Origin of the sequence: Parabacteroides distasonis ATCC 8503 (assembly GCF_000012845.1) — a bacterium.
Lineage (GTDB): Bacteria > Bacteroidota > Bacteroidia > Bacteroidales > Tannerellaceae > Parabacteroides > Parabacteroides distasonis.
On the sequence record NC_009615.1, the window covers coordinates 2,026,328 to 2,049,292 of the forward strand.

The window sequence follows — 22,965 nt, forward strand, 5'->3', positions numbered from 1 at the left end:
CAAACAGCTTAAATTAATTATTCAAACATGGCAACAAAAATTAGATTGCAAAGACACGGTCGTAAAGGTTACGCCTTCTACCAAATCGTGATCGCAGACAGCAGGGCTCCACGTGATGGAAGATTTATTGAAAGGATAGGTTCTTATAATCCGAACACTAATCCTGCTACAGTAGATTTGAACTTCGAAAGAGCTTTGTATTGGTTACAAGTAGGTGCTCAACCTACAGACACAACTCGTAACATTCTTTCTCGCGAAGGCGTTTGCTTGAAAAAGCATTTATTGGAAGGTGTTAAGAAGGGTGCGTTCGACGAAGCCGCAGCTGAGGAGAAATTCCAAGCTTGGTTGAAGAACAAACAAGCTTCCGTACAAGCTATCAAAGAAAAAGACAGCGAAGCAGCTAGAGCAGAAGCTAAAGCACGTCTTGAGGCTGAAAAGGAAGCGAATAAGGCAAAAGCAGAAATCGTAGCTAAAAAGAAAGCAGAATTGGCAGCAGCTGAAGCTGCTAAGCAAGCTGAGGAAGCAGCCGCAGCGGCTCCCGCTGAAGAAGCTCCGGCAACTGAAAGCGCTGAATAATTCGTGCGATGCCAAAATAAAAAAGAGGACATTTTTCAATGCCCTCTTTTTTTATGCCTTTTCCACCAGCTACCGGATCTTCCTAATGCGTATAATCGATCAGCCGGATGCCATCGCCTAAATCGTTCTGGATAACATCCTTCATCCTTTTGGCGAAAGGACAGGCATAACCTATCGGCGTCCCTTTTTGGATACAGGAAGCAAAAGCGATACTATCCGCCCCTCTATTCACCAACTCCCTCGCCCTTAATACGGCCTTTTTTCCGGGACAACCTCCGCAATTGATAAACCCGATGATCTCAATATCTTCCTCTACGCCCTCAAAGGCTCCCTTTTTCTCACGGATCATCCTAAAATCAGTAGTACCGGGGCAAAAATCCTCTGTTTGCATACATCTGATAATTCCTACTTTCATAAAGCATCCCTCCCAATTAAAAAAGCCGTAAAATCTAAAATTCTACGGCTTTCCGATCTATAAATGATGATTAACTAAGTCGTGTTACTTCTTCTTCAACAAGAAAGTATCGATCTGTTTCACAAACTCCTCACGGGGAAGAGCTCCCATCGATATCTGAGGCTGTCCTTCCTTAGGGATAAACAAGAACGTAGGAATACTTTGTATGCCGAAAGCGGCAGCCAACTCCTTTTCCTTATCCACATTTACCTTATAAACTACGATATCATTCTTATACAGGATAGCCAAATCCCTTAAAATAGGAGCCACTTGCTTGCAGGGACCACACCAGTCCGCATAAAAATCGATGATACAAGGCTTATCACCTTCATATACCCATTTCGTTGCGTTCTTCTCGTAATTGAATACCTTTTGCAAGAACTCTGCCTTGTTCAAAGTAACGACCTCTCCCTTGGAGGCGGTACCAGCCTCACTTGATTTATCTGATTTAGCGGACATCGAGCAGCTTACTAATAGCAGCACAACCGAAACCAGCCATAAACTTTTCAACTTTCTCATATAGAAACCTTTTACTTGATTGATAAATTATTTGCTACAAAAATAGCAATAAAAAGGGGATTCCCACACATTCTATTCTTAAAAGAAAAGAATAAACAAAAAGAAAAAAAGCGCATAAGACTCTTGTATATTCCAAAAGAATGACTACCTTTGCAAAGCGATTAAACGAAACGTTTGATCGCAAAACATATTGGAAAGATGGCAGAGTGGTCGATTGCGGCGGTCTTGAAAACCGTTGAACCGAGAGGTTCCCGGGGTTCGAATCCCTGTCTTTCCGCAGAACCTACTGAACAAAACAAGAGAGTAAGTGGACAAAAACCTACAAATCGCTGATTTGTAGGTTTTTTTTATTACCTATAAGTCTTGTCTCCAATGCCTTATCAGAAGAAAATTCGGCTCACCCGATAATCAGTGGGGGTATCTTCAGGCTCATCTATATTTCATTTCAGCCGGCAACCTAAGACAAGTCGACCTACAGAAATATAGAAGTCGGCCAACAGATGAGATCATGGGATAACCATTGCCATATAAATCGCTGTCTTATATCCTGTTAATCAACAGGCCAACTCACTTGAGAAAGGCTTCCCAAGTGAATAACTAACCACTTCCAGACTCGTAAGCTTACGGCTACCTCCAGCCGTAAGTTATTCACTTGACAAGCCGTAAGTTATTCACCTGACAAGGCATAAATTATACATTAACCGTCTCTCCCCCGATGGTTATCGGGAAATGGCAGAGGAACTATAGATACAAGTGCCCCATTTGTCTTTTTGACAACTTGTAATCTGAAGTCCCGGAGAATCGATTATTCCGTACCTAAGTGAGTCTCGCTTCCAAATTCGAGAGAAAAAAACAGCAATTCTCTGTTTGATAGCTGTTTGCTGAAAAACGGCCTTTCGTTCCAGTCGAAATAATTCACCCTAGTTCATGTTTTACGGTCGTTAGGCGGTAATAATGCCCAACGCTACCGCATCTGAGGGCCGATGCCTATATATGTGTAGGCTTACGCCACTATATGTGTAGCTTGACGCAACTATATGTGTGGGTTAACACTGCTATATGTGTGAGCTGATACAGCCATATGTGTAGGTTGATACGTATATATTCGTTAAAAAGCGACGCTTATCGTGTTAAAAAGCGGTGGTGGCAGCTTGTTCGCGCTCCCCGTTTACGCCCGTTGGCTTTTATAGCCAGAGAGCCGTGTCGTGAAAAAGAAGGCATTTCAATCAAAAAGATACCATTCATCGCATTAAGCTGACATCCGCGATTCTTGTCTTATCCCTTTGAATTAAGTCTGTCCCCAATAAATATCGGGTGAGCCAAGTAATCGCATCCAGACATTGCATCTCTATGTAAATTCGCAAGCGAAACTCTTGCATAATCAAAAAAAATCAATACCTTTGCACCCGGTTTCAACAAGACCTTGGAGAGATGCTCGAGTGGTTGAAGAGGCACGCCTGGAAAGCGTGTAAACCCCTAAAGGGTTTCGCGGGTTCGAATCCCGCTCTCTCCGCAGAACTAACCAGATAATGAGCAGTCAAGTCCCACAAATCCAACGATTTGTGGGACTTTTTAGATTTTTTGTTACCTACACTAAATCTTCTTGTTTGATCGAATAACACTTAGTGTTTGTAAGATGACAGACAATATTATTACCCCTAGCCCTATATAAAAAGCGGCGTTCAACTCTTTAGCCTCACTAAAAAGAAGCATAGCCAAGATAATGCTATAAATAGGTTCCAGATTATAACTCAAGTTTACCGTGAACGCAGAGATCTTTTTCAAGACTTGTATCTGAAGTAAATACAAACCAATCGTACAAACAGAAGCTAAAAGCAATAAATAAGTAAAATCTAATAGCCCGGGAACAATCGTCGATACAGGAAAATATCGCAAATAGAACGGTAAAATACAGGAAAGCCCGATAAAGCCACCTACCATATAATACCCAAACCTATTCCTAAACGATAGCGAGTATCGAAATGGAAAATCAGTACCACCCCAAATAAAGTCAACAAACTAAAAACAACCTCCTTGAAAGACACTCTATGACAATTAATCAATGGCTCTAGAAAAGCCGTAAAGAAACCTACCAGAGAAAAACAAACCACTCCAATAGACACATTCGAAGCCTTTATACTCCCATAAAAGAAAACCCAATGCAATCCCAGCAATAACCCTACTCCCCCTATTCTCAAGGCATCCCCGAAAGAAATTCGATTCAATCTTTTGCTGACGGATAAAACGAGTAAAAACAACAAAGACGCAAGCATCATACGATACCAGACCAATAGGGCTTCATTCAAGCTAATCAATTTTCCAAATATGCCCGTCGCACCTGCCAAAATAATAGATATATGCAGTTTTATAAATGCGTCTTTCATTATGTCACTATAATATTTAATTATGGACAAATGTACAAAGGAAATATAAGCTATCGAATTCAAACTTGATAAATACTCCGTTTTTTACCCTAATGGTAACTTTTTTCTAAATGGAGAAGCCTACTTTTGTGCCGCAAAAATAAAAAGAAAAGAAACTGATGATGCAAGACAGTATTGATTTTGGAACAATGAACATTCCGAAGTTGTTCCGTATGATGTTTATCCCTACCTTATTAGGTATGATCCTTTCCGCCACTATTAATATCGCCGATGGAATATTCGTAGGAAGAGGCGTAGGAAATGACGCCTTGGCTGCGGTAAATATCGTGGCTCCTTTTTTCATGTTAGCAACCGGAATCGGGCTTATGTTCGGAGTAGGCGCTTCTATCGTCGCCTCGATCCACCTTTCACACCAGAAAGTCAAGGTAGCGAATATTAATATCACGCAAGCGCTTTCGATCTCATTATGTATTATGTTATCGCTTTCCTTGTTAGTGATGACATTCCGTGCTGAGGTCGCTCTTTTATTGGGTAGTTCCGAGCAATTATTGCCCTCCGTATTGGAATATATGAACTGGATCGTCCCGTTCCTTGCCTTTTACATGTTATTGAATATCGGGTTATTCATTATCCGGTTAGACGGATCACCTACATACGCCATGTTATGCAGCGCTATCCCGGCCCTGATAAACCTAACATTAGACTATATTTTCGTTTTCCCATTGCATTGGGGATTAATGGGAGCCGCTTTAGCTTCCGCTATTTCCGTAATCGTAGGAAGTATTATGATCGTGGTTTATATCGTAGGTTTTTCTAAAGTATTACATCTTTACCGCCCTAAATTCTCGCTTAAAAGTATCTTATTGACAATCCGCAATATCGGATACATGGTAAAGCTTGGTTCTTCCGCGTTCTTAACTGAGGCAGCTATCGCTTGTATGATGCTGGTGGGTAATTATATATTCATGAGATACCTTGGGGAAGACGGGGTTGCCGCCTACAGTGTAGCCTGTTATTGCTTTCCTATCGTATTCATGGTGAACAATGCGATCGCCCAGTCTACCCAGCCGATCATAAGCTACAACTATGGCATACAGCAGTGGAAAAGAGTACGGCAGGCGTTTAAGTTAGCCCTGCTATGCGCTGTCGTGTGCGGAGGACTCGCCTGCGTGGGTACTATTTTATTCTGCCCGGAAGTCTCCTCCTTATTTCTCGGTAATCATGGCAACGCTTACGAGATAGCGGTCTCCGGCATTCCCTATTTTTCTTTGGGATATGTCTTTTTCGCTCTCAATATCGTTTGTATCGGGTACTACCAGAGCATAGAACGTTTCAAACCCGCTACGCTATTCACTATTCTACGAGGAATCGTGATTATCACCCTAAGTTTCATGTACCTACCTGTTGTCTGCGGAATTAAAGGTATTTGGCTGGCCGTACCTTTGTCGGAATTAATTACTTTTGTAATCATTGTGGTATACTATCTATTGAAACGTACAAGAGCATGAAAGAGGAAGTTCGCCAGAAAGTGATGGAACGGTTTTCAATCTCTGAGCAGGCCATGCGGTTATTGCTGGAAAGCGCAGAGATGATGTCGTTTGTCCCCAAAGATATAATCGTACATGAAGGTGAGATAAACACGAATATGTATATCTTATCCAAGGGAATCTGGCGGGCTTATACATTTAAAGATGGGACGGAAGATACCTTTTGGTTCGCCGTGGAGAGCGAGATCGCACTCCCGGTATGGGGATATACTTCCGGCTCTCCTTCTCTTTATACCATAGAAGCCGTTACGGAAAGCGAGGCGTATTGCCTATCCAAACAGAAACTAGAAATCCTATTTCAATCCTCCGTGCAATTAGCAAATATCGGAAGAAGGATTCTAGAGAATTTTATGCTTGAGATCGAGACTTCATGGTTAAGTTCTTACAAACGAACCGCCATTGAACGTTACGCCATTCTATTGGACAAGCAGCCCGAAATCATCCAATCCGTCCCCCTAAAATATATAGCTTCTTATCTAGGTGTCACGGCTCAATCCTTAAGTAGAATCCGGGCGAAATTAGCTAGTTCTTTAACCTTTATCGTGTAAAGCCTCTTCATTTTTATAACGCATCGATAACCAACCTCTGACTTTTCATAAAGTCAATACGTTAAATCCGTAAATAACGATCAATAATCTCATAATAACTTTCTATCGCATTAGCGGATCGGAGCAAGTTCATATCGAAAGTCACTCTATTATACAAGTGATTTCCTATGATCTGATCCCAACTTACAGGAAATTTGCGCAACCTCATCAATCGTAAAAGCGACCTCCCCACGAAGCCTGCGGTACACCGCCTCTCTCCCGATACATAAAGTATCCGTCAAGAAATTAGCAAGATTTTGTCCGGGAGGAAGCCTATCTTTCATTGCGGTTATCAATTCATTTACAATACTATCTTTCATTGCCTTATACCTTATTTCCAACTATTAATATTCCTTGATACATTTGGCAAATGTAAAACATGTAAACGATAGTTTTGTACGATAAAGCAAGCCTATGAGAATTGTTCCTTTTCTAATTAAAGCAAACACAGACAGAAAAAGATAGAAAACGAAATTAAACTAAAAAAGCACCTATAAATTTCGAATCGCGCAATCGGAAGATCTAGGTTGTTTCATTTATCGAAACAGGTTCAAACCCTAAAGCGTATTTATAATCTCCCTTTGTCTATTGAAAAACTGGATACGTTGCATCTCTCCACTCTCGGAGATCATGGTAGAGAACTTTTTTAAAGATTGAATCCAGTCTTTCAAGCTATTAAACATCTCAGTATCCTGTGTCGTAATAGAATTTATCGAGTAAACCCGTATCATACTTAACTGCAAAGAACTTGTTTCCAGATAACTATACGTAGCCTCAAAGTTAATATGCGATACATAAATTCGTACACTATTGCCAGCCTCGGTCTTTCCTCTCATGGCAAGTTCTTCCAATTCATCCACCAACACTAATAACTCCTCTTTGATACGTTGTATATCCTCACAGGAAATAAGATGGATATCGGAGAAATATTTAATGTCATTGACCAAATGATGGAAGATCATATTATCCCAAATATAATCCGTAGAATGGATATACTGTGTCAACGATACAAATTCTCTTTGGGTATCAACCAGTTTTTCCGGCATCTTCAGATTCTCAAAATGATTGCATTGGATATGCTTATTCTGATACATCCACTTAAATAAACGAAACTTTGACAAAAGGTCATGCTTCAAATAAAGGGTCTGAGGAATAGTATTGGAAGAGGTACCCAAAGCCGTAGTAGGATCATCCTGAAAGGCCCTAAAGATCTTCACATATCTAGACAAGATCGTAAAATAAGCATTAAAAGGATCATCGTGATCTACCACATTCAAGTCGAACACGGCATTGGCACTAAAACTAACCCCTACTATTTTATCCAATGACACACCCAATTTCCTTGAGATAAGAGCTGCCTCTTCCAAGGTGAAAGGAACCTCGCCACGTAAGCGCCTATAAATGGCTTCTCTGCCAATACAAAGGGTATCCATCAACAGATTCGCCAAATTTGTCTTAGGGGGAAGTTTTTCTTTTAAAGCTTCAATCAAGCCTGTATTTAATTCATTTATCATCATAACCATGTCGAATGAAAAATCATCTACTCTAGTAACATATATAGAGAGGAAGTTGTTTCGAGAACAAGTACATTCGTAGATGGATTTTCAAAGCACGTAGCTTTTCAGCTTATTCATATCAACTATTTTCCCTTCCCGGGAAATAGCCCCTTCCTCTATCATTTCCGAGAAACTACGGGCCAATGAAGGACGGGCCACTCCAAAATATTCCGAAAGCTCTGTTTGATTACGATCCTGCTTATAATGGTCTCCTTGAATACGTTTAAGTATATAGTAAGCCAGTTTACCTTTAATGGTCTTAATCGATAATAATTGAAGACGTTCAGAAAGAAATTGTGTTCGGTTGGCGTTAAAAGCCATATAGCTTTGAAGAAAATGCTCGTTTGTCGCCAGCAAACGCATCACCGCACTCTTAGGTATTAAAATGATCTCGCATTCCTCCAAGGCGATAACATCTACCGGGAAGCGATTATTTTCCGCAAACAAAAATGCGGAGGCCAAAGGAGTAGGCGCCGATAAAGTCTCCACTTCCAGAATTGTCCCGCTTTCGGTGATCATCTCAGTCTTTACCCGTCCTTTACTCAATAGATAAAGCGAAGATAAGGCATCTCCCTGACGAGCCACCCAGTCACCTTTCTTAAACGACCTTGTCGAATAATCCAACGAACTGAAAAGAGCGGTTTGCTCTTCCTCAGACAATTTTCCGCAAATAGGACACAAGCTCAGGTTCATAAAACTTCCTTTTGCGGATAAAGATAAAGAAAATAATCAAAGAGTGTAACAACTGTTACAGATTAAACGACCTTCTCCCCCCTACATTCGCGATAAACTTTAAAAATAAAAGCTATGTTCTGTTATCAATGTCAAGAAACCGCCCAAGGAAAGGGCTGCACATTAAAAGGTGTATGTGGTAAGACCGCCGAAGTGGCCGGATTACAAGATTTACTGATGTACTTAATGAAGGGAATCTCCAAATTAACAACGACTTTACGCAAACAAGGCGTGGAATCATCCACGGCCAATAAGTTTATCGTAGACGGACTTTTCATGACCATCACAAACGCCAATTTCGATTCATCCAGGTTCGTCTCAAAGATCAAGGAAGCCTATCAGCTACGGGAGAACCTTCTCAACGAATTGCATCGACTGGGAATCCATCTTTCCTTAACCTGCGACTGTCTGACTTGGAAATCGGATAAAGTAGAGGAAATGGAGGTCAAAGCGAAAGAAGTAGGTATTCTTGCCACAGAAAACGAGGATATCCGTTCTCTATGCGAATTACTCACTTATGGGGTTAAAGGTATGGCCGCCTACGTGGAGCACGCTTACAACCTAGGTTTCGAGGATACCAGCCTCTATGCCTTTATGCAAGATGCCTTGGTAGCGACGACTCGATCAGACCTGACTGTCGCCGATTTAACCCAATGGGTACTTACCTGCGGCGAATACGGAGTAAAAGCCATGGCCTTATTAGATAAAGCGAATACTTCCACCTATGGCAACCCGGAAATTACGAAAGTGAATATCGGCGTAGGAAAGAACCCGGGTATACTTATCAGTGGGCACGACTTGAGAGACATTCAAGACTTGCTGGAACAAACCGAAGGTACAGGCATAGATGTCTATACACATGGCGAGATGCTTCCCGCACATTATTACCCGGCTTTCAAGAAGTATAAGCATTTTGTAGGAAACTACGGTAGCGCCTGGTGGAAACAAACATCCGATTTCGAGACATTCAATGGAGTTATCCTGTTTACGACCAACTGCCTTGTCCCTCCCCGTTCTTCCGCCACTTATGCCGATCGGGTCTATACGACCGGCTCTACCGGGTTCGAAGGATTCCCACATATCGCCGATCGTAAGCCCGGAGGCTCTAAGGATTTCTCTGCGTTAATCGAACACGCAAAGAAATGCGCCCCTCCAACGGAAATCGAACACGGGGAAATCATCGGTGGATTCGCTCATGAGCAGGTATTCCAATTAGCCGACAAGGTTATCGATGCCGTAAAATCAGGAGCGATACGTAAATTCTTTGTCATGGCAGGTTGCGACGGAAGAATGAAGAGCCGTAGCTACTATACCGAATTCGCCGAGAAATTACCGAAAGATACCGTCATATTAACCGCCGGTTGTGCCAAATATCGTTACAACAAACTGCCTTTGGGGGAGATCAGAGGTATTCCACGGGTATTAGATGCCGGACAATGTAATGACAGTTACTCATTGGTGATGATCGCCCTCAAGTTAAAAGAGATCTTCGGGCTGGATGATGTCAATGAATTACCTATCGCATACAATATCGCATGGTACGAGCAAAAAGCGGTAATCGTATTACTCGCCCTACTCTACCTAGGCGTAAAAAACATTCACTTAGGACCGACATTGCCAGCGTTCTTGTCGCCGAATGTAGCCAAAGTATTGGTCGATAATTTCGGGATCGCCGGAATAGGTAGTGTAGACGAAGACATGGAACTATTTCTAGGAAAGTAAAATAAACCTTTACCGATCCGCTCTTGTTTTCCTATCACATTTTAATCGATTCAAGATGAATAAGGAACAACAAAAAAGAGTAGCCGCCATTCATGACCTATCGGGATTCGGCAAATGTTCATTGACAGTTGCCCTCCCGATCCTCTCGGCGGCAGGAATAGAGACAAGCGCCTTACCTACGGCCATACTTTCTACACACACAGGAGGTATTCTCGGCTATACATATAGAGACTTGACGGAAGATATGCGTCCGTTCATGAAGCATTGGAAAGAATTAGATATCCGTTTCGACGCCGTCTACAGCGGCTTTCTTGGATCTTTCGAGCAATTAGATATCGTAAAAGAGTTCTTCTCCCTTTTCAAGCGGGAAGATAACCTGATTCTAGTCGATCCTGTCATGGGCGATAACGGAGAACTGTACAAGATCTTCACCCCTAAATTTGCGAAAGGAATGAGATCCCTTTGTGAAAGAGCGGATATTATCGTGCCGAACCTGACGGAGGCCGCATTATTGTTGGGCGAACCCTACCAAGCAGGTCCCTATACCAAAGCTTATATCGATGGTATTTTACATAAGCTAAGTCAGCTAGGCCCTAAGCAAGTTGTCTTGACCGGTGTCTATTTCGACGAGAAAGAACTGGGAGCCGCCACTTTCGATATGGAACGAAATGCGACAGAGTATGTTTTAACAGAGAAAATACCCGGTTATTATCATGGTACGGGAGATGTTTTCGCAAGTGCTTTACTGTCCGGTTTGTTAAATAATTTCAACTTGGAGAGATCTGCGGAAATAGCCGTTCGCTTCACGGCAGAAAGTATTCTTCGAACATTCAAGGCGCAAACGGATTATCGCTTTGGCGTGAACTTCGAACAATCCATTCCGGATTTACTAAAAGAACTGAAACTGATATAAATGAGAGCCTTTTTTTTCTCATATTTGCAAATAAAAGGAATATAATAGTATGGCTAAATTAAGAATAGCGTTTTCTGGTATCGGTGCGGTGGGTGGTTATTACGGAGGTATGGTCGCCGCCCGCTATCAAGGAACAATAAAAGCAGATATCTTTTTTATCGCCCGTGGAGAAAATCTAAAGGCTATCCGTGAAAAAGGTTTACAAATGCAACTAGGCATCCGGACAATCCATACGGCTCCGGCACTAGCCACCGATAATCCCGCCGAGATAGGGCCGGTAGACTACCTTTTCTGTTGTACAAAAAGTTACGATCTAGAAGAAAACATCCAGCAGCTAAAGCCTGTTATCGGACCTAAGACCGTTATCATCCCCTTGCTAAACGGATTGGATATCGAAGAACGAATCCATAATATACTACCCGGACAAGAGGTCTGGAAAGGATGTGTTTATATCGGTTCCCGCTTGACAGAGCCGGGTGTTGTCGAGAAATTCTCCTTGAAGGAACGTATTTTCTTCGGCAACAAAGATGCAAACAAAGATAAGCAAACCGAGTTGCTTAAATTACTTATGTATGCCCGGTTAAACGCTTTTAATCCAGCGGATATAGACCTACGCATCTGGAAGAAATTCTTCATGATCTCTACGGCGGCTACGGCTACGAGTTTCTTCAACCAGCCCATTGATGAAGTACTAGCCCAACATATTGATCTATTCATCGCTTTGGGTACGGAATTAAAAAGCGTAGCGGAGGCTATGGGAGTCAGTTTACCCGATGACATCGTCTATACTTCCATCGAGACGCAAAAGATGATGCCGGCCGGCTCCACGACTTCCATGCATAGTGATTTTCTCGCCGGGAAAAAAACAGAGTTGGAAACATTGACCGGATATGTTATTCGTCAAGCGGAGAAGCTCGGCGTTGATGTCCCTACTTATCGATTTATGTATAACGGATTGTCTTTTTATCCCTATCCGAAAAATCAGTAATATCATACATTATGGAAGATCTAATAAACGGGCGTTGCGGTTGGTGCGGAACTGACGAGTTGTATATGGCGTACCACGATCAAGAGTGGGGAAAGTTGGTGACTGACGATAAAACACTGTTCGAGTTTCTTGTATTGGAAAGCTCTCAAGCCGGATTGAGTTGGATAACAATCCTTCGGAAGCGTGAGGGATATCGTAAGGCTTTTTGTGACTTCGACACCGAACGGGTAGCGCAAATGACCGATGAGGATGTTGAACGGTTGATGCGGTTTGAGGGTATCGTGAAAAACCGCCAGAAAATCAAATCCACAATCACAAACGCAAGGCTGTTCCTCGCCATACAAAAGGAGTTCGGCAGCTTTTACAATTACACCCTGTCATTCTTTCCCGACAGAAAACCGATTATCAACACATTCCGGTCATTGAGCGAGATCCCTGTCACGTCGCCTGAATCCGAAGCCATGAGCAAGGACATGAAGAAGAGGGGCTTCAAATTCTTCGGACCTACAATTTGTTACGCCCACCTACAGGCTTCGGGATTTATCAATGATCATCTGATAGACTGCGTTTGCAGGAAAGGATAATAAAAAGGGGATGTGTCAAAAGTCCGGTTTATTAGATTTGACACACCCCCTCATTATTATTTAGCGCATCGATCTTATTGACCGATATAAGTCTCCATGAACTTAGCGCCCGGAGCCGGAGAGATGGTTATTACCTCCGTGTCCGCAGGGATCAAGACAGTTTGACCTTGGTGTACAAAGATCTCGTTTCCTTTATTATCACGGATGGAAGCCTTGCCTGCCATACAGATATAAACGACAAAAGAATCCAGTTCCGAGAAATTACGAACCATAATCGTATCCAGATCCAAAAGGTTTGTCGTGAAATACTTACAGTCCGCCAACTCTACCGTGGCATTCGTATGACCTTTGTAGTGAGTACGGTAATCCGGATACAACGTATAATCGATCGCGTCTTTCGCCAATTCCGTATGCAGCTCACGGCCATTACCGTTCGCATCTTTACGGTTGTAATCGTAAATACGATACGTGATATTACTAGTCTGCTGGATCTCTGCGATAAAACAACCCGCTCCGATCGCATGCACACGTCCCGCCGGCAAGAAAAATACATCACCTTCATTTACGTCGTAACGTTGAAGCACATCCATGATCGTATTGTTCTCCACCCGTTTCACGTATTCCTCTGCGTCGATTTGCTCAGAGAAACCGGAATATAGGCCAGCGCCTTTCTCCGCCTTGATCACATACCACATCTCCGTCTTACCGAAAGAGTTGTGGCGCTTTTTCGCCAGCTCATCGTCCGGGTGAACTTGAATAGATAAATTATCACGGGCATCGATAAACTTGATTAGCAACGGGAAAGTCGTCCCGAATCTCTCCATCACCTTCTCTCCCAGCAACTCCTTGCCATAAGAGCGGATCAACTCATCCAAAGACTTGCCTTCCAACTCGCCATTATCGACAATAGAATAATTTCCCTCAACATGAGAAAGCTCCCAGCTCTCGCCTACACCATTCTCAACCGGAGTAATACCCTTAAACGGGCAGATATCTGAACCGCCCCAAATCACCTTCTTGAGGATCGGCTTAAATGTAAATGGATATAACATAACGTGTTTTGTGTATAGAGTTTTACTTTTTGACCTTCACTTTCCTTAATACGACGGCGCTACGTGCCGGGATATAAAGTTTCAGCCATTCTTTCTTTTCTTTCTTATATAACGGATCAAATTGCGTGAAATGCCTTATGGTATCATCAGCCAAGCCAAACCCCCCGAAACGGGTAGCGTCAGTGTTCAATACGACCTCATATTCTCCCTTCGGAACCAAGAAACCGTAATCCGTGAACGATTTCGTCGGGCTAAAGTTGAACACAAAAACCAAGTCTTTACGCATATAAGCCAATATCTGATCGCCATCATTATCCCAAACCTTCTGGATAGGGGTATCTTGGAAATTCTTCACATCCCCGATCAATTCCAACATCTCACGGTCGAAATCGCCCAAGAAATGGTACTTCAAATCCAAGTTGTCCACCAAATTCCATTGGCGGCGAGCGTATTTATAAGACCATCCATTGCCCTCCCTTGGGAAGTCGATCCACTCCGGATGCCCAAACTCATTTCCCATGAAGTTCAGATAACCGCCATTAATGGTAGAAGCCGTAACCAAACGGATCATCTTATGCAAGGCGATACCTCTATCTACCATGAAATTATGGTCATCTTTTTGCATATGCCAATACATATCGGCGTCGATCAAGCGGAAGATGATCGTCTTATCACCCACCAAGGCTTGATCGTGGCTCTCGGCATAACTGATCGTCTTCTCATCGGCACGACGGTTCGTCGTCTCCCACCAGATCGAAGACGGATGCCAATCCTCATCCTTCTTTTCCTTGATCGTCTTGATCCAATAATCCGGGATGTTCATGGCCATGCGATAATCAAAGCCATAACCACCATCTTCGACCTTGGCTGCCAAACCCGGCATGCCACTCACCTCCTCGGCGATCGTTATAGCGCCCGGATTCACCTCATGGATCAATTTATTGGCCAAGGTTAGATAAGCGATAGCGTCGCCATCTTGGTGGCCATTAAAATAATCGCCGTAATTACAGAAAGCCTCGCCCAAGCCATGGCTGTAGTAAAGCATGGAGGTCACGCCGTCGAAACGGAAACCATCGAACTTATACTCCTCCAGCCAGAACTTACAATTCGACAATAAGAAATGAAGCACCTCGTTCTTTCCATAATTGAAGCACAGGGAATCCCATGCCGGATGCTCACGGCGTTCGCCACTCAGGAAATATTGGTCATACGAACCGTCAAAGCGGCCTAATCCCTCCACCTCGTTCTTTACGGCGTGGCTATGTACGATGTCCATGATCACGGCGATACCCATCCCGTGCGCCTCGTCGATCAGTTGTTTCAACTCGTCCGGCGTACCGAAACGGGAAGAGGCAGCGAAGAAGCTACTTACGTGATAGCCGAACGATCCATAATAAGGATGTTCTTGTATAGCCATGATCTGAATGGCGTTATAACCATCCTTCGCTACACGAGGCAATATATTTTGACGGAATTCATTATACGTCCCCACCTTCTCCTCGTTAGTGCTCATACCGATATGGCACTCGTAGATCAAAAGGGGAGACTTCTTAGGTTTGAATCGTTTATTCTTGAATTTATAAGGTTTCTCCGGGTTCCATACTTGAGCGCTAAATATCTTAGATTGCTCATCTTGCACCACCCGGCGAGTCCATGCGGGAATACGTTCTCCGCTACCGCCGTCCCACTCGACCAGCAACTTAAACAAGTCCTCATGACACATCTGCGCATCGGTCAAAGCGATCTCCCATATGCCATTCGCCTTACGTTTAAGCTTGTATTTATTATCTTTCTGCCATCCGTTGAATGTTCCGATCAAATAAATAGCGGTAGCATTCGGCGCCCATTCACGGAACACCCAGCCTTTCGTGGTTTTGTGTAACCCAAAATAAAGATATCCGGAAGCCATCTCGGATAAAGTTAGTTTACCATTATTCGTCAAGCTCTTTTCTTTATCAATCACGTATTGATACCGGCCTTCTATAGCCGCCTCATAAGGGGCCAGCCACGGGTCATTTTTTATCAGATTTAGAGACTCCATGATTTATTATAATTTGGTTCTCGGCAAAGATAAAAGAAAAAAACATACCCATTGATAATATTAGGATATTTCTTATATTCGCGGTAAACCGTATAAAGATGAGCAAAGGAACAAAAAGTATAGCCTTTTACCTAATGATGATCCTCATTTTCGGTTCGCTGATGTACTTTATCGCCAAAGAAGGGGAAAGTCAGCAACTGGAAAATTCGATTGCGTCCATTCAAAACGCACCTAGTAATTTAGAAGAGGGATTTACCATATTTACTCAATTATTAGTACATAATATCGAGTCTTCCATAGGAATTCTGCTTTTACAAATCATCACGATATTGCTTACGTGCCGTTTGTTCGGTTGGTTATTCCAGAAGATCGGGCAACCCACCGTCATCGGCGAGATCGTTGCCGGAATCGTGCTAGGGCCGTCCGTATTAGGCAATTTATTCCCGGAGGCTTCCGCCTTCCTTTTTCCTGTGGAATCGTTGGTGAATATAAATATGCTGAGTCAATTCGGACTTATACTCTTTATGTTCGCTATCGGGATGGAACTTAATATCTCCGAGGTAAGGAAAAAGCTGAAAGAGACGATCTTAATCAGTCATACCAGTACGATCGTCCCCTTCTTTTTCGGTATGCTGACCGCCTATTTCGTGTACGACAAATATGCGGATAAGAGTACGCCTTTCCTCTCTTTCGCCTTGTTTATAGGTATCGCCATGAGTATTACCGCCTTTCCCGTATTGGCACGTATTATCCAAGAGAAAGGACTTACCAAGACACATTTGGGTACCATCTCGTTGGCAAGCGCGGCGAATGGGGATATCACCGCATGGTGCTTGCTAGCGGTTGTCATAGCGATCGCACAAGCGGGTTCGATGCTAAGTGCCGTTTACAACATCTTATTCTCAGTCCTTTACATAGTGTTTATGTTTTTGGCGGTGCGGCCATTCCTGCGGATGATCGGACATATTTACCACAACAAGGAGGTAATCGACAAGGGGCTGGTCGCTTTCATCTTCTTGCTATTGATCACCTCGGCTTATCTGACTGAGATATTGGGATTGCATGCCTTGTTCGGCGCTTTTATCGCAGGGGTGGTGATGCCGGGAAATGTCAAATTCCGCAAGATCATGACCGAGAAAGTAGAGGATGTATCCCTTGCGCTATTTCTTCCCTTATTCTTCGTATCCACCGGATTACGTACGGAAATAGGTCTTCTAAACAAGCCTGAGTTATGGTGGCTATGCCTTATCTTCATAATCGTGGCCATCGCGGGAAAGTTTGGGGGAGCGATGTTCTCCGCCCGATTCGTGGGTGAGAGCTGGAAGGATAGCCTATACATAGGGGCACTCATGAACACCCGCGGGTTGATGGAGCTGGTCGTATTGACGATCGGGTACGAGATGGGGATATTGACACCTTCCGTATTCGTGATCTTAGTGCTAATGACGCTGGTCACCACCTTTATGACAACACCGTTGGTCTCATTCATCAAATTCTGTTACCGGACGCATGACAAGCTGATGGAGCAAAAAGAGAGAATGCCATTGGAGGGAATATTCAAGGTACTGTTGTCCTTCGGACGAGCCGGAAATGGACAGATCATGCTGGACGTAGCCTACCAGATGTTCGCCCAAGGCAAAAACAAGCTGGAGCTGACGGCGCTGCACTTAACGGTTGGCTCGGACGTAAACCCGTTACACACGGATAATTTCGAGGAAGTCAGCTTCGGCCCGATCCTTTACGGGGCCAAGAAGCTGGGCATTCAGATACAGACCCGCTACGAGGTATCGAACAACGCCGGAGTGGATATTTGTAGCATCGTAAACAATGAGGGGTATGATTTCCTTCTGGTCGGTTCCGGGATATCGATGAGCAACACACCGGATGATATAGCGGCAAGCCATTACCGGGCCTCTTTCTACAACCGTTATTTCAAACGCTTCAAGGCTCCGGAATCTTGGTTTTATCCGGGTGCCTTATTGAAAGACAAGACGAAGATGTTTATCGAGCAAAGCAATTGCCCGGTAGGTGTATTCGTGAACCGGAATTTCGTCAAGGCGTCGAACGTGATCGTGGTCATCGATTCCGAGGAGGATTTATTCCTGTTGGGATATGCCCAGACCTTATTGAAGTCTACACACGGCTCGGCCAGCGTACTTGATAAATCCAGCAGCACGACCCCGGGGAACGAGGTGATCAAGGAAGGAATCCTGCGATTCACGGAAGACGTGAAGCAGACCACGCTTCTACGAGAAAAAGACCTTACGCCCCAGTCTTTCAACGGCTTCAACTTCATGCTGATCAGTTATAAGACATGGAACGATGTCTCCGAGCACCGGAAAGAAGCCTTGCAGAAGATGCCTTCTACGTTGATATTAAGTAAATAATCCGTTATAAACCATATAAATCCGTCTTTATGAGAATCTGTCTTTTCTTCTTGATCACCGTTTTCCTCATGGCCTGCTCCTCTACGGGGAACCAGCGGCAGGAACCGGAAAACCAGACCTTGGAAACGATACTCAATCGCAAAAGCGTACGTAAGTATAAGGATCGCCCGGTAGAAAAGGAAAAGATAGACAAACTGATACGAGCCGGAATGGCCGCCCCCTCCTCCCGTGACAGGCGACCTTGGGAATTCATTATCGTAACCGACCGGAAAGCCTTGGACACAATGGCCGAAGGTCTCCCCTTCGCCCGGATGCTGAAAGAGACAAGGCAAGCGATCGTCGTTTGCGGCGATACGATCAAATCCTCCAACGCTTGGTTTCTGGATTGTTCCGCCGCCTCGCAAAACCTGCTACTTGCCGCCGAATCCATGGGATTGGGAGCCGTATGGACGGCTGTTTACCCCTATCCGGACCGGATCGAGATCGTCCGGAAAGAGCTTCGGCTACCGGATCATATCATGCCGTTGAACGTCATACCTGTGGGATACCCCATGCAGAAAGAGACTCCCAAAAACAAATACAACGTCCAACAGATCCATCACAACGGCTGGTAAAGCTATATGACTTCCAGATAACTCCGTCCGTTTCCCGCCCGGTTCACCCGGATCTGCACGGGAATACGTTCCGTCATTTCCTGTACGTGCGAGATAACGCCGATCTTGCGCCCTTGCGTACGCAGGCTCTCCAAGGCATCCATAGCGACCCGCAACGTCTCCGCATCCAAAGAGCCGAAGCCCTCATCGATAAACAAGCTCTCAACCTTCATCCGGTTCGAGGAGAGCGAGGACAAGCCTAACGCCAAGGCCAGCGAGACCAAGAAAGATTCCCCTCCGGAAAGGCTATGCACGGTACGGATCTCGTCGCACATATCTTGGTCGATCACCTGCAAGGCCAAGGTATCCGGCACACGCTCCAACCGGTAACGCCGGGATAGTTGCCGCAATTGCACATTCGCGTAACTCAACAAGACATCCAAGGTGTAGCCTTGGGCGATCCTACGGAACTTGGCGCCATCCGCCGAGCCTGCCAACTCATTCAGCTTCGCCCAACGCTCGCTCATCGCCCTCCGCTCCGAGAGCTCTTGCTGGAAGCCGGCTATCTTCCGCTTATTCTCCTCGTGCGTACGCAGACGGAAACTACATTCAGACTTTTGGGCCGTCATTTCCGACAGAGATTCCTCCAGCGTCTTCCCCTCGGAGTTCTCTTGATAGGCGACCATCCAGTTATCCAGCTCCTGCCGGCGTGCGGAAAGGAGACCGGAAGTCTCCGCCAGATCCTTCTTGATCTGTTCCGTACCCCCCCGGTATTGCTCCACCTCGCCGGCGTGCCTCGTCGTACTCTCTTGCAACTGCTTCAAATGGCTCTTCAAGGCTTCCACCCGTTCGTGGAAGGTACGTTCCACCTGGTCGGCTGGCTGGCCTCCCAGCAGGAGATTCCGCTCCGAACGCAAGCGGGTATAGGATTGATTCTTCTCGTCGTAGGCTTTCGCGGCGTCCTCGTACTGCTTGCGCAAGGGAGGGAGGAAAGCCTCGTACGACTCCCGTTCCGCTTGATGGGCGCTCCGCTCCCGTTCCAGTTCCCGCAGGCGTTCCCCGTTGGCTTGCCACTGGCGGGCGAAATCCGTCAAGGTCTCCCGGAAGCTTTCCGGGTCCTTGTTCCAGCCCGTCTGCCATGCGTCGTTCCCGAACAGGGCGTTGGCCGCTGATAGGGATTGGGACAGCTTCTCCTGCTGTTCCCGCTTATCCAGTTCTTCCCGGTCGATTTGCTCGGACAAGGATTGTAACTGGTTCCTTAATTCCGTCCGTGCGTTCTCGTCCGCGGCGAGTTGTTTATGCAGCTCCAATTCTTTCTGTTGCAGGGCGGCGAGTTGTTTCCCGCAGGCCTCCTGCCGTTCTTTCCGGTCGAGAAGCCGCTTGAGGCGCAGGGTAGCTTCCGAGATGCGATCCGCCAAGGCCAACAGGCGCTCATGCGCCTCGTGAGAGGCGAAAGGATGCTCAAGGCTTCCGCAGACCGGGCAAGGCGTTCCGGCAGTCAGCTTGTCCCGCAGGCTTTTGATATCGCCAGTCGTCACGAACTGGGCTTGCTCCAGCAATAAACGCTCCCGTTCCGTACGGCAGGTCTCGATCGACCGGTCCAAAGCCTCCGGTTCCAATTCCTGGAGGGCAAGCGCTACGGACTTCCGCTCTTCCTCAATCTTTACCTGTTCCTTGGCGTGCGTCTCCGCCTCCCGCCGCAAGGATTGCCTCCGAACCTCCAACCGCTGGATTTTCTGTCGGATGGCTAGCAAGGCCTTGTCCGACCGCTCGACTGCCCGGCGAGCCGTAAGGCAGGTATCCAGATGAATCAACAAGGCCGACAGTTGCTCGGCGATCCCCTCCTTGCTCCGGTAACGTTCACGCCACGACGTCAGCTTGTCCCATTCCTCCGAGGCTTTCTTCTGCCGCTCTTCCACCTTCCTGAGTTTCTCTTCTGCCTCCTGCTTCCGCCGGGAGAAGTCTTTCATCCGTTCATCAGCCTCGGAGCGGGCTTTCAAGGCCGATTCCAGTTGCACGTCCAGTTTCCGGGCCTGTTGCAATTCCAGTCGCAAGCCCTTAGATTCCTCATCCGTCCTCGCCAATCGCACCTCTCCTTGCTCATACTCCTTCCTTGAGGTTTCCAGCGATGCCAACGCCCGTTCCAAGAAACGGGCGTTCTCCTCCCGCTGTTTTTCCTTCGAGGCGATCTGGACCTCGGCCGCTTTCACGGCCTCCCGCAGGCTTTGCCGCTCGGCCCTCGCCTTCTCCAGACGGGCCAGCTCCACCTCCAAGGCCGAAAGGCGGGTTTGGGAGGCTTCCACCTCCTCCTCCGACAGAAGCTCTATGTCTTGTACGCGGGCGTATAGCTGCTCGTAGGCCTCCTTCGCCTCGGCGTTCTTGGCGAAGATCCGGCGGGAGATCTCCGAGTATTGCTCCGTACCGGTCAGTTTTTCCAGCAAGGAGGCCTTCTCGCCCTGCTCCGCTTTCAGGAAGGTAGAGAAATCGTTCTGGGCCAAGAGCACCGAGCGGGTGAACTGATCGAAAGTCAGGCCGATCAGCTCGATGATACGGGCTTGCAGGTCCTTGTTGGTTCCCGGCTCCTCTTTCCCGGCATCTATATTATATAATGTAAGGCGGGCGGCCTGCAAACGTCCGCTCTCCTTCTCCCGGGCCCGGGATACGGACCAGCGGGCGCGATACCGACACCCGTTCAGCGCCACGAAATCCACCTCGGCATAGCCCGAGGCCGTCCCGCGGCGCAAGAGGAAGCGGGGGTCGCTTTGCGGCAACACATCCTCTTGCACGTCCCTCAGCCGCACGTTATTCTCCTTCGCCAGCTCCGTTCGCGGCGTACGGGAGAAGAGGGCGAGGCACATGGCATCCAGCAACGTGGATTTTCCTGCCCCCGTAGGCCCGGATATAGCGAAGATACCCGCCGAAGCCAAAGGCTCTTCCGTAAAATCAATGGAGAACTCTCCTTCCAACGACGCAAGGTTGCGTCCTCTGATCGCCAGCACTCTCATAAAGCGACCTCCCTTATCACCTCGTTAAACAATGTCTCTATCTCCTCGGGCAACTCGCCTCCGTATCTCGCTGCAAACGTATGCCTCAGCATATCCAACGGGGCTATCTTTTGCAAATCATTATAGGATAAGGCCCTCTCCTCGGCCTCCCCTTCCCTCCGGGGATACGAAGGAACGATGGAGGTGAGGCGGACCGCCTTCCCGACCAACGCCTCCTCTACCCGATGGCGGAACGTAGGGTCCGGCTCCGTCAGCAGGACCCGTATCTCCAAATAAGGCCAGCGGCTCTCGTCCTCCCTGCCCTCCTCCGGCTCCGGAAGCCCGGCGAGGCATCGCAAGACCTCCTTCGGAGGTAACGGGCTGTCCGGTATACGCATCAAGTCCGCGACTCTAGGAATCCCGATCGCCTCGATCTCCGTGACACTCCCCTCCTCGATCTCTACAGCTATCACTTGATGCCGGTAATTCTTCTCCGAGAACGACATGGGAAGCGGGCTTCCGGCATAACGTACCGCCTCGCGCCCGCCGATCCGTTGCGCTTTATGGATATGCCCCAGCGCCGTATAAGCGATCCCGGCGTCGAAGGTATCCGCGGATACGGACTCCAGACCTCCCATGATGGCGCGCTCGCTCCGGTCGTCGTCCGACAACTCGGCTCCGGTAGCGTGGAGGTGTCCCAAGGCTACGATCGCCTCGCCGGGATTCCTCTGGGCATCGGCATAGGCGTAGAGCCGCCGGTACATCCGGCCGATGCCCGCCACATACGAATCAAGCTCTCCCTCGGGCGCCGCCGGGTAATCCCCTTGGCGGAGGAAAGGCACCGCCAGGCAAAGCGCCTCCCGTTCTCCCGCCCGGTTCCTCAAGGGGACGACGAGCGAGGCGAGATCGATCTCCCCGGAATCCGTCCTCCCCACGATACCGACAATCGAAGTATTCAATTCCTCCAGCAAGGGATTCGGGGCTTCCAGACGGATCGCGGAGTCGTGGTTGCCGGCGATGATCACGATCTGCAAGCCCGGGTTCAGGCGGTTCGCCTCCCGCAGGAAACGATAGAAACGGCGTTGCGCCCCGGCGGAAGGGTTCGTCACGTCGAACACGTCGCCGGCGATCAACAGGACATCCGTTTCCCGCTCCACCAATAGATTTGTCAGAAAACCGAGGAAAGCCTCGTGCTCCGCCTCCCGGTCGTAGCCGAAAAAGGTCTGGCCCAGATGCCAGTCGGCCGTATGGATAAGTTTCAATGCCATTTATCTTCTTCTATTTTGATCCGGCAAATGTACTTCTTTCCCATCAGATATCAGATTTTGGTAGAATGAAAAAAACGA

At 46.7% G+C, this 22,965-nt stretch carries 17 protein-coding genes, 2 tRNA genes and 2 pseudogenes; 11 read left to right on the plus strand and 10 right to left on the minus strand.

Features of this window, described 5'->3' with window-relative positions:
• Nucleotides 1-27 precede the first annotated feature (27 nt).
• Nucleotides 28-576 carry a 30S ribosomal protein S16 gene (locus BDI_RS08555; RefSeq protein ID WP_005858168.1) on the plus strand — a complete coding sequence of 183 codons (549 nt, stop codon included), beginning with the start codon at nucleotides 28-30 and terminating at the stop codon, nucleotides 574-576.
• 82 nt (nucleotides 577-658) lie between these two features.
• On the opposite strand, the gene BDI_RS08560 is transcribed toward BDI_RS08555, so the two are convergent.
• Both BDI_RS08560 and trxA read right to left on the minus strand, forming a co-directional pair.
• A complete protein-coding gene (locus tag BDI_RS08560; protein ID WP_005866270.1) occupies nucleotides 659-991 on the minus strand; it encodes a CGGC domain-containing protein in 333 nt (110 codons plus the stop codon).
• 84 nt (nucleotides 992-1,075) lie between these two features.
• Nucleotides 1,076-1,549, minus strand: a complete 474-nt coding sequence (trxA, locus tag BDI_RS08565) for a thioredoxin (RefSeq protein ID WP_005858169.1) — start codon at nucleotides 1,547-1,549, stop codon at nucleotides 1,076-1,078.
• Between the two features lie 192 nt (nucleotides 1,550-1,741).
• Here trxA and BDI_RS08570 point away from each other — a divergent pair.
• Nucleotides 1,742-1,826, plus strand: a tRNA-Ser gene (locus tag BDI_RS08570).
• A 1,148-nt stretch (nucleotides 1,827-2,974) separates the two neighbouring features.
• A tRNA-Ser gene (locus BDI_RS08575) sits at nucleotides 2,975-3,062 on the plus strand.
• Between the two features lie 80 nt (nucleotides 3,063-3,142).
• Here the strand turns inward: BDI_RS08575 and BDI_RS08580 are convergent.
• A pseudogene (locus tag BDI_RS08580) lies at nucleotides 3,143-3,933 on the minus strand (EamA family transporter).
• A 158-nt stretch (nucleotides 3,934-4,091) separates the two neighbouring features.
• Here BDI_RS08580 and BDI_RS08585 point away from each other — a divergent pair.
• Both BDI_RS08585 and BDI_RS08590 read left to right on the plus strand, forming a co-directional pair.
• Nucleotides 4,092-5,441 (plus strand): MATE family efflux transporter, encoded by a 1,350-nt coding sequence (locus tag BDI_RS08585; protein WP_011966572.1) that lies wholly within the window; start codon nucleotides 4,092-4,094, stop codon nucleotides 5,439-5,441.
• Nucleotides 5,438-6,028, plus strand: coding sequence for a Crp/Fnr family transcriptional regulator (locus BDI_RS08590; protein WP_009274915.1), 591 nt, complete (start codon nucleotides 5,438-5,440; stop codon nucleotides 6,026-6,028). The genes BDI_RS08585 and BDI_RS08590 overlap by 4 nt, the downstream gene beginning before the upstream one ends.
• A 64-nt stretch (nucleotides 6,029-6,092) precedes the next feature.
• Here BDI_RS08590 and BDI_RS08595 read toward each other — a convergent pair.
• From BDI_RS08595 to BDI_RS08605, 3 genes and pseudogenes are all read right to left on the minus strand, one after another.
• Nucleotides 6,093-6,387: pseudogene (locus BDI_RS08595) on the minus strand (hypothetical protein); the annotation flags it as partial.
• A 237-nt stretch (nucleotides 6,388-6,624) separates the two neighbouring features.
• Nucleotides 6,625-7,584, minus strand: coding sequence for a hypothetical protein (locus tag BDI_RS08600; protein WP_008779577.1), 960 nt, complete (start codon nucleotides 7,582-7,584; stop codon nucleotides 6,625-6,627).
• An 87-nt stretch (nucleotides 7,585-7,671) separates the two neighbouring features.
• Entirely contained in the window at nucleotides 7,672-8,316 is a 645-nt protein-coding gene (locus BDI_RS08605; protein ID WP_005858175.1) for a Crp/Fnr family transcriptional regulator, read from the minus strand.
• A gap of 114 nt (nucleotides 8,317-8,430) precedes the next feature.
• Between BDI_RS08605 and hcp the strand changes: the two genes are divergently transcribed.
• From hcp to BDI_RS08625, 4 genes are read left to right on the plus strand one after another with little or no spacing between them, the layout of a single operon-like run.
• Nucleotides 8,431-10,077: a hydroxylamine reductase gene (gene hcp / locus BDI_RS08610; protein WP_008779576.1), complete on the plus strand. Its 1,647-nt coding sequence runs from the start codon at nucleotides 8,431-8,433 to the stop codon at nucleotides 10,075-10,077.
• A gap of 55 nt (nucleotides 10,078-10,132) precedes the next feature.
• On the plus strand, nucleotides 10,133-10,990 hold the full coding sequence (locus BDI_RS08615; RefSeq protein ID WP_005858177.1) for a pyridoxamine kinase: 858 nt from the start codon (nucleotides 10,133-10,135) through the stop codon (nucleotides 10,988-10,990).
• A gap of 49 nt (nucleotides 10,991-11,039) precedes the next feature.
• Complete coding sequence (locus BDI_RS08620; RefSeq protein ID WP_009017119.1) at nucleotides 11,040-11,978, plus strand: ketopantoate reductase family protein; 939 nt, start codon at nucleotides 11,040-11,042, stop codon at nucleotides 11,976-11,978.
• An 11-nt stretch (nucleotides 11,979-11,989) separates the two neighbouring features.
• On the plus strand, nucleotides 11,990-12,562 hold the full coding sequence (locus BDI_RS08625) for a DNA-3-methyladenine glycosylase I (RefSeq protein WP_005858179.1): 573 nt from the start codon (nucleotides 11,990-11,992) through the stop codon (nucleotides 12,560-12,562).
• 74 nt (nucleotides 12,563-12,636) lie between these two features.
• On the opposite strand, the gene BDI_RS08630 is transcribed toward BDI_RS08625, so the two are convergent.
• Together BDI_RS08630 and BDI_RS08635 are read right to left on the minus strand one after the other, a co-directional pair.
• Nucleotides 12,637-13,614 (minus strand): type I phosphomannose isomerase catalytic subunit, encoded by a 978-nt coding sequence (locus BDI_RS08630; protein WP_005858180.1) that lies wholly within the window; start codon nucleotides 13,612-13,614, stop codon nucleotides 12,637-12,639.
• A 22-nt stretch (nucleotides 13,615-13,636) separates the two neighbouring features.
• Nucleotides 13,637-15,655 carry an alpha amylase C-terminal domain-containing protein gene (locus BDI_RS08635; protein WP_009017118.1) on the minus strand — a complete coding sequence of 673 codons (2,019 nt, stop codon included), beginning with the start codon at nucleotides 15,653-15,655 and terminating at the stop codon, nucleotides 13,637-13,639.
• A 98-nt stretch (nucleotides 15,656-15,753) separates the two neighbouring features.
• Between BDI_RS08635 and BDI_RS08640 the strand changes: the two genes are divergently transcribed.
• A complete protein-coding gene (locus BDI_RS08640; protein ID WP_011966573.1) occupies nucleotides 15,754-18,042 on the plus strand; it encodes a cation:proton antiporter in 2,289 nt (762 codons plus the stop codon).
• Between the two features lie 29 nt (nucleotides 18,043-18,071).
• Entirely contained in the window at nucleotides 18,072-18,656 is a 585-nt protein-coding gene (locus tag BDI_RS08645) for a nitroreductase family protein (protein WP_008779572.1), read from the plus strand.
• A gap of 2 nt (nucleotides 18,657-18,658) precedes the next feature.
• Here BDI_RS08645 and BDI_RS08650 read toward each other — a convergent pair whose 3' ends face one another.
• Together BDI_RS08650 and BDI_RS08655 are read right to left on the minus strand one after the other, a co-directional pair.
• Nucleotides 18,659-21,640: an AAA family ATPase gene (locus BDI_RS08650; protein WP_009017117.1), complete on the minus strand. Its 2,982-nt coding sequence runs from the start codon at nucleotides 21,638-21,640 to the stop codon at nucleotides 18,659-18,661.
• On the minus strand, nucleotides 21,637-22,887 hold the full coding sequence (locus BDI_RS08655) for an exonuclease SbcCD subunit D (protein WP_011966574.1): 1,251 nt from the start codon (nucleotides 22,885-22,887) through the stop codon (nucleotides 21,637-21,639). Before BDI_RS08655 ends, BDI_RS08650 begins: the two co-directional genes overlap by 4 nt.
• Nucleotides 22,888-22,965: the final 78 nt, after the last annotated feature.

Coding starts and splice junctions, on each gene's coding strand:
- BDI_RS08555 (WP_005858168.1), top strand. CDS start 28: ATGGCAACAAAAATTAGATTGCAAAGACACGGTCGTAAAGGTTACGCC.
- BDI_RS08560 (WP_005866270.1), bottom strand. CDS start 991: ATGAAAGTAGGAATTATCAGATGTATGCAAACAGAGGATTTTTGCCCC.
- trxA (WP_005858169.1), bottom strand. CDS start 1,549: ATGAGAAAGTTGAAAAGTTTATGGCTGGTTTCGGTTGTGCTGCTATTA.
- BDI_RS08585 (WP_011966572.1), top strand. CDS start 4,092: ATGATGCAAGACAGTATTGATTTTGGAACAATGAACATTCCGAAGTTG.
- BDI_RS08590 (WP_009274915.1), top strand. CDS start 5,438: ATGAAAGAGGAAGTTCGCCAGAAAGTGATGGAACGGTTTTCAATCTCT.
- BDI_RS08600 (WP_008779577.1), bottom strand. CDS start 7,584: ATGATGATAAATGAATTAAATACAGGCTTGATTGAAGCTTTAAAAGAA.
- BDI_RS08605 (WP_005858175.1), bottom strand. CDS start 8,316: ATGAACCTGAGCTTGTGTCCTATTTGCGGAAAATTGTCTGAGGAAGAG.
- hcp (WP_008779576.1), top strand. CDS start 8,431: ATGTTCTGTTATCAATGTCAAGAAACCGCCCAAGGAAAGGGCTGCACA.
- BDI_RS08615 (WP_005858177.1), top strand. CDS start 10,133: ATGAATAAGGAACAACAAAAAAGAGTAGCCGCCATTCATGACCTATCG.
- BDI_RS08620 (WP_009017119.1), top strand. CDS start 11,040: ATGGCTAAATTAAGAATAGCGTTTTCTGGTATCGGTGCGGTGGGTGGT.
- BDI_RS08625 (WP_005858179.1), top strand. CDS start 11,990: ATGGAAGATCTAATAAACGGGCGTTGCGGTTGGTGCGGAACTGACGAG.
- BDI_RS08630 (WP_005858180.1), bottom strand. CDS start 13,614: ATGTTATATCCATTTACATTTAAGCCGATCCTCAAGAAGGTGATTTGG.
- BDI_RS08635 (WP_009017118.1), bottom strand. CDS start 15,655: ATGGAGTCTCTAAATCTGATAAAAAATGACCCGTGGCTGGCCCCTTAT.
- BDI_RS08640 (WP_011966573.1), top strand. CDS start 15,754: ATGAGCAAAGGAACAAAAAGTATAGCCTTTTACCTAATGATGATCCTC.
- BDI_RS08645 (WP_008779572.1), top strand. CDS start 18,072: ATGAGAATCTGTCTTTTCTTCTTGATCACCGTTTTCCTCATGGCCTGC.
- BDI_RS08650 (WP_009017117.1), bottom strand. CDS start 21,640: ATGAGAGTGCTGGCGATCAGAGGACGCAACCTTGCGTCGTTGGAAGGA.
- BDI_RS08655 (WP_011966574.1), bottom strand. CDS start 22,887: ATGGCATTGAAACTTATCCATACGGCCGACTGGCATCTGGGCCAGACC.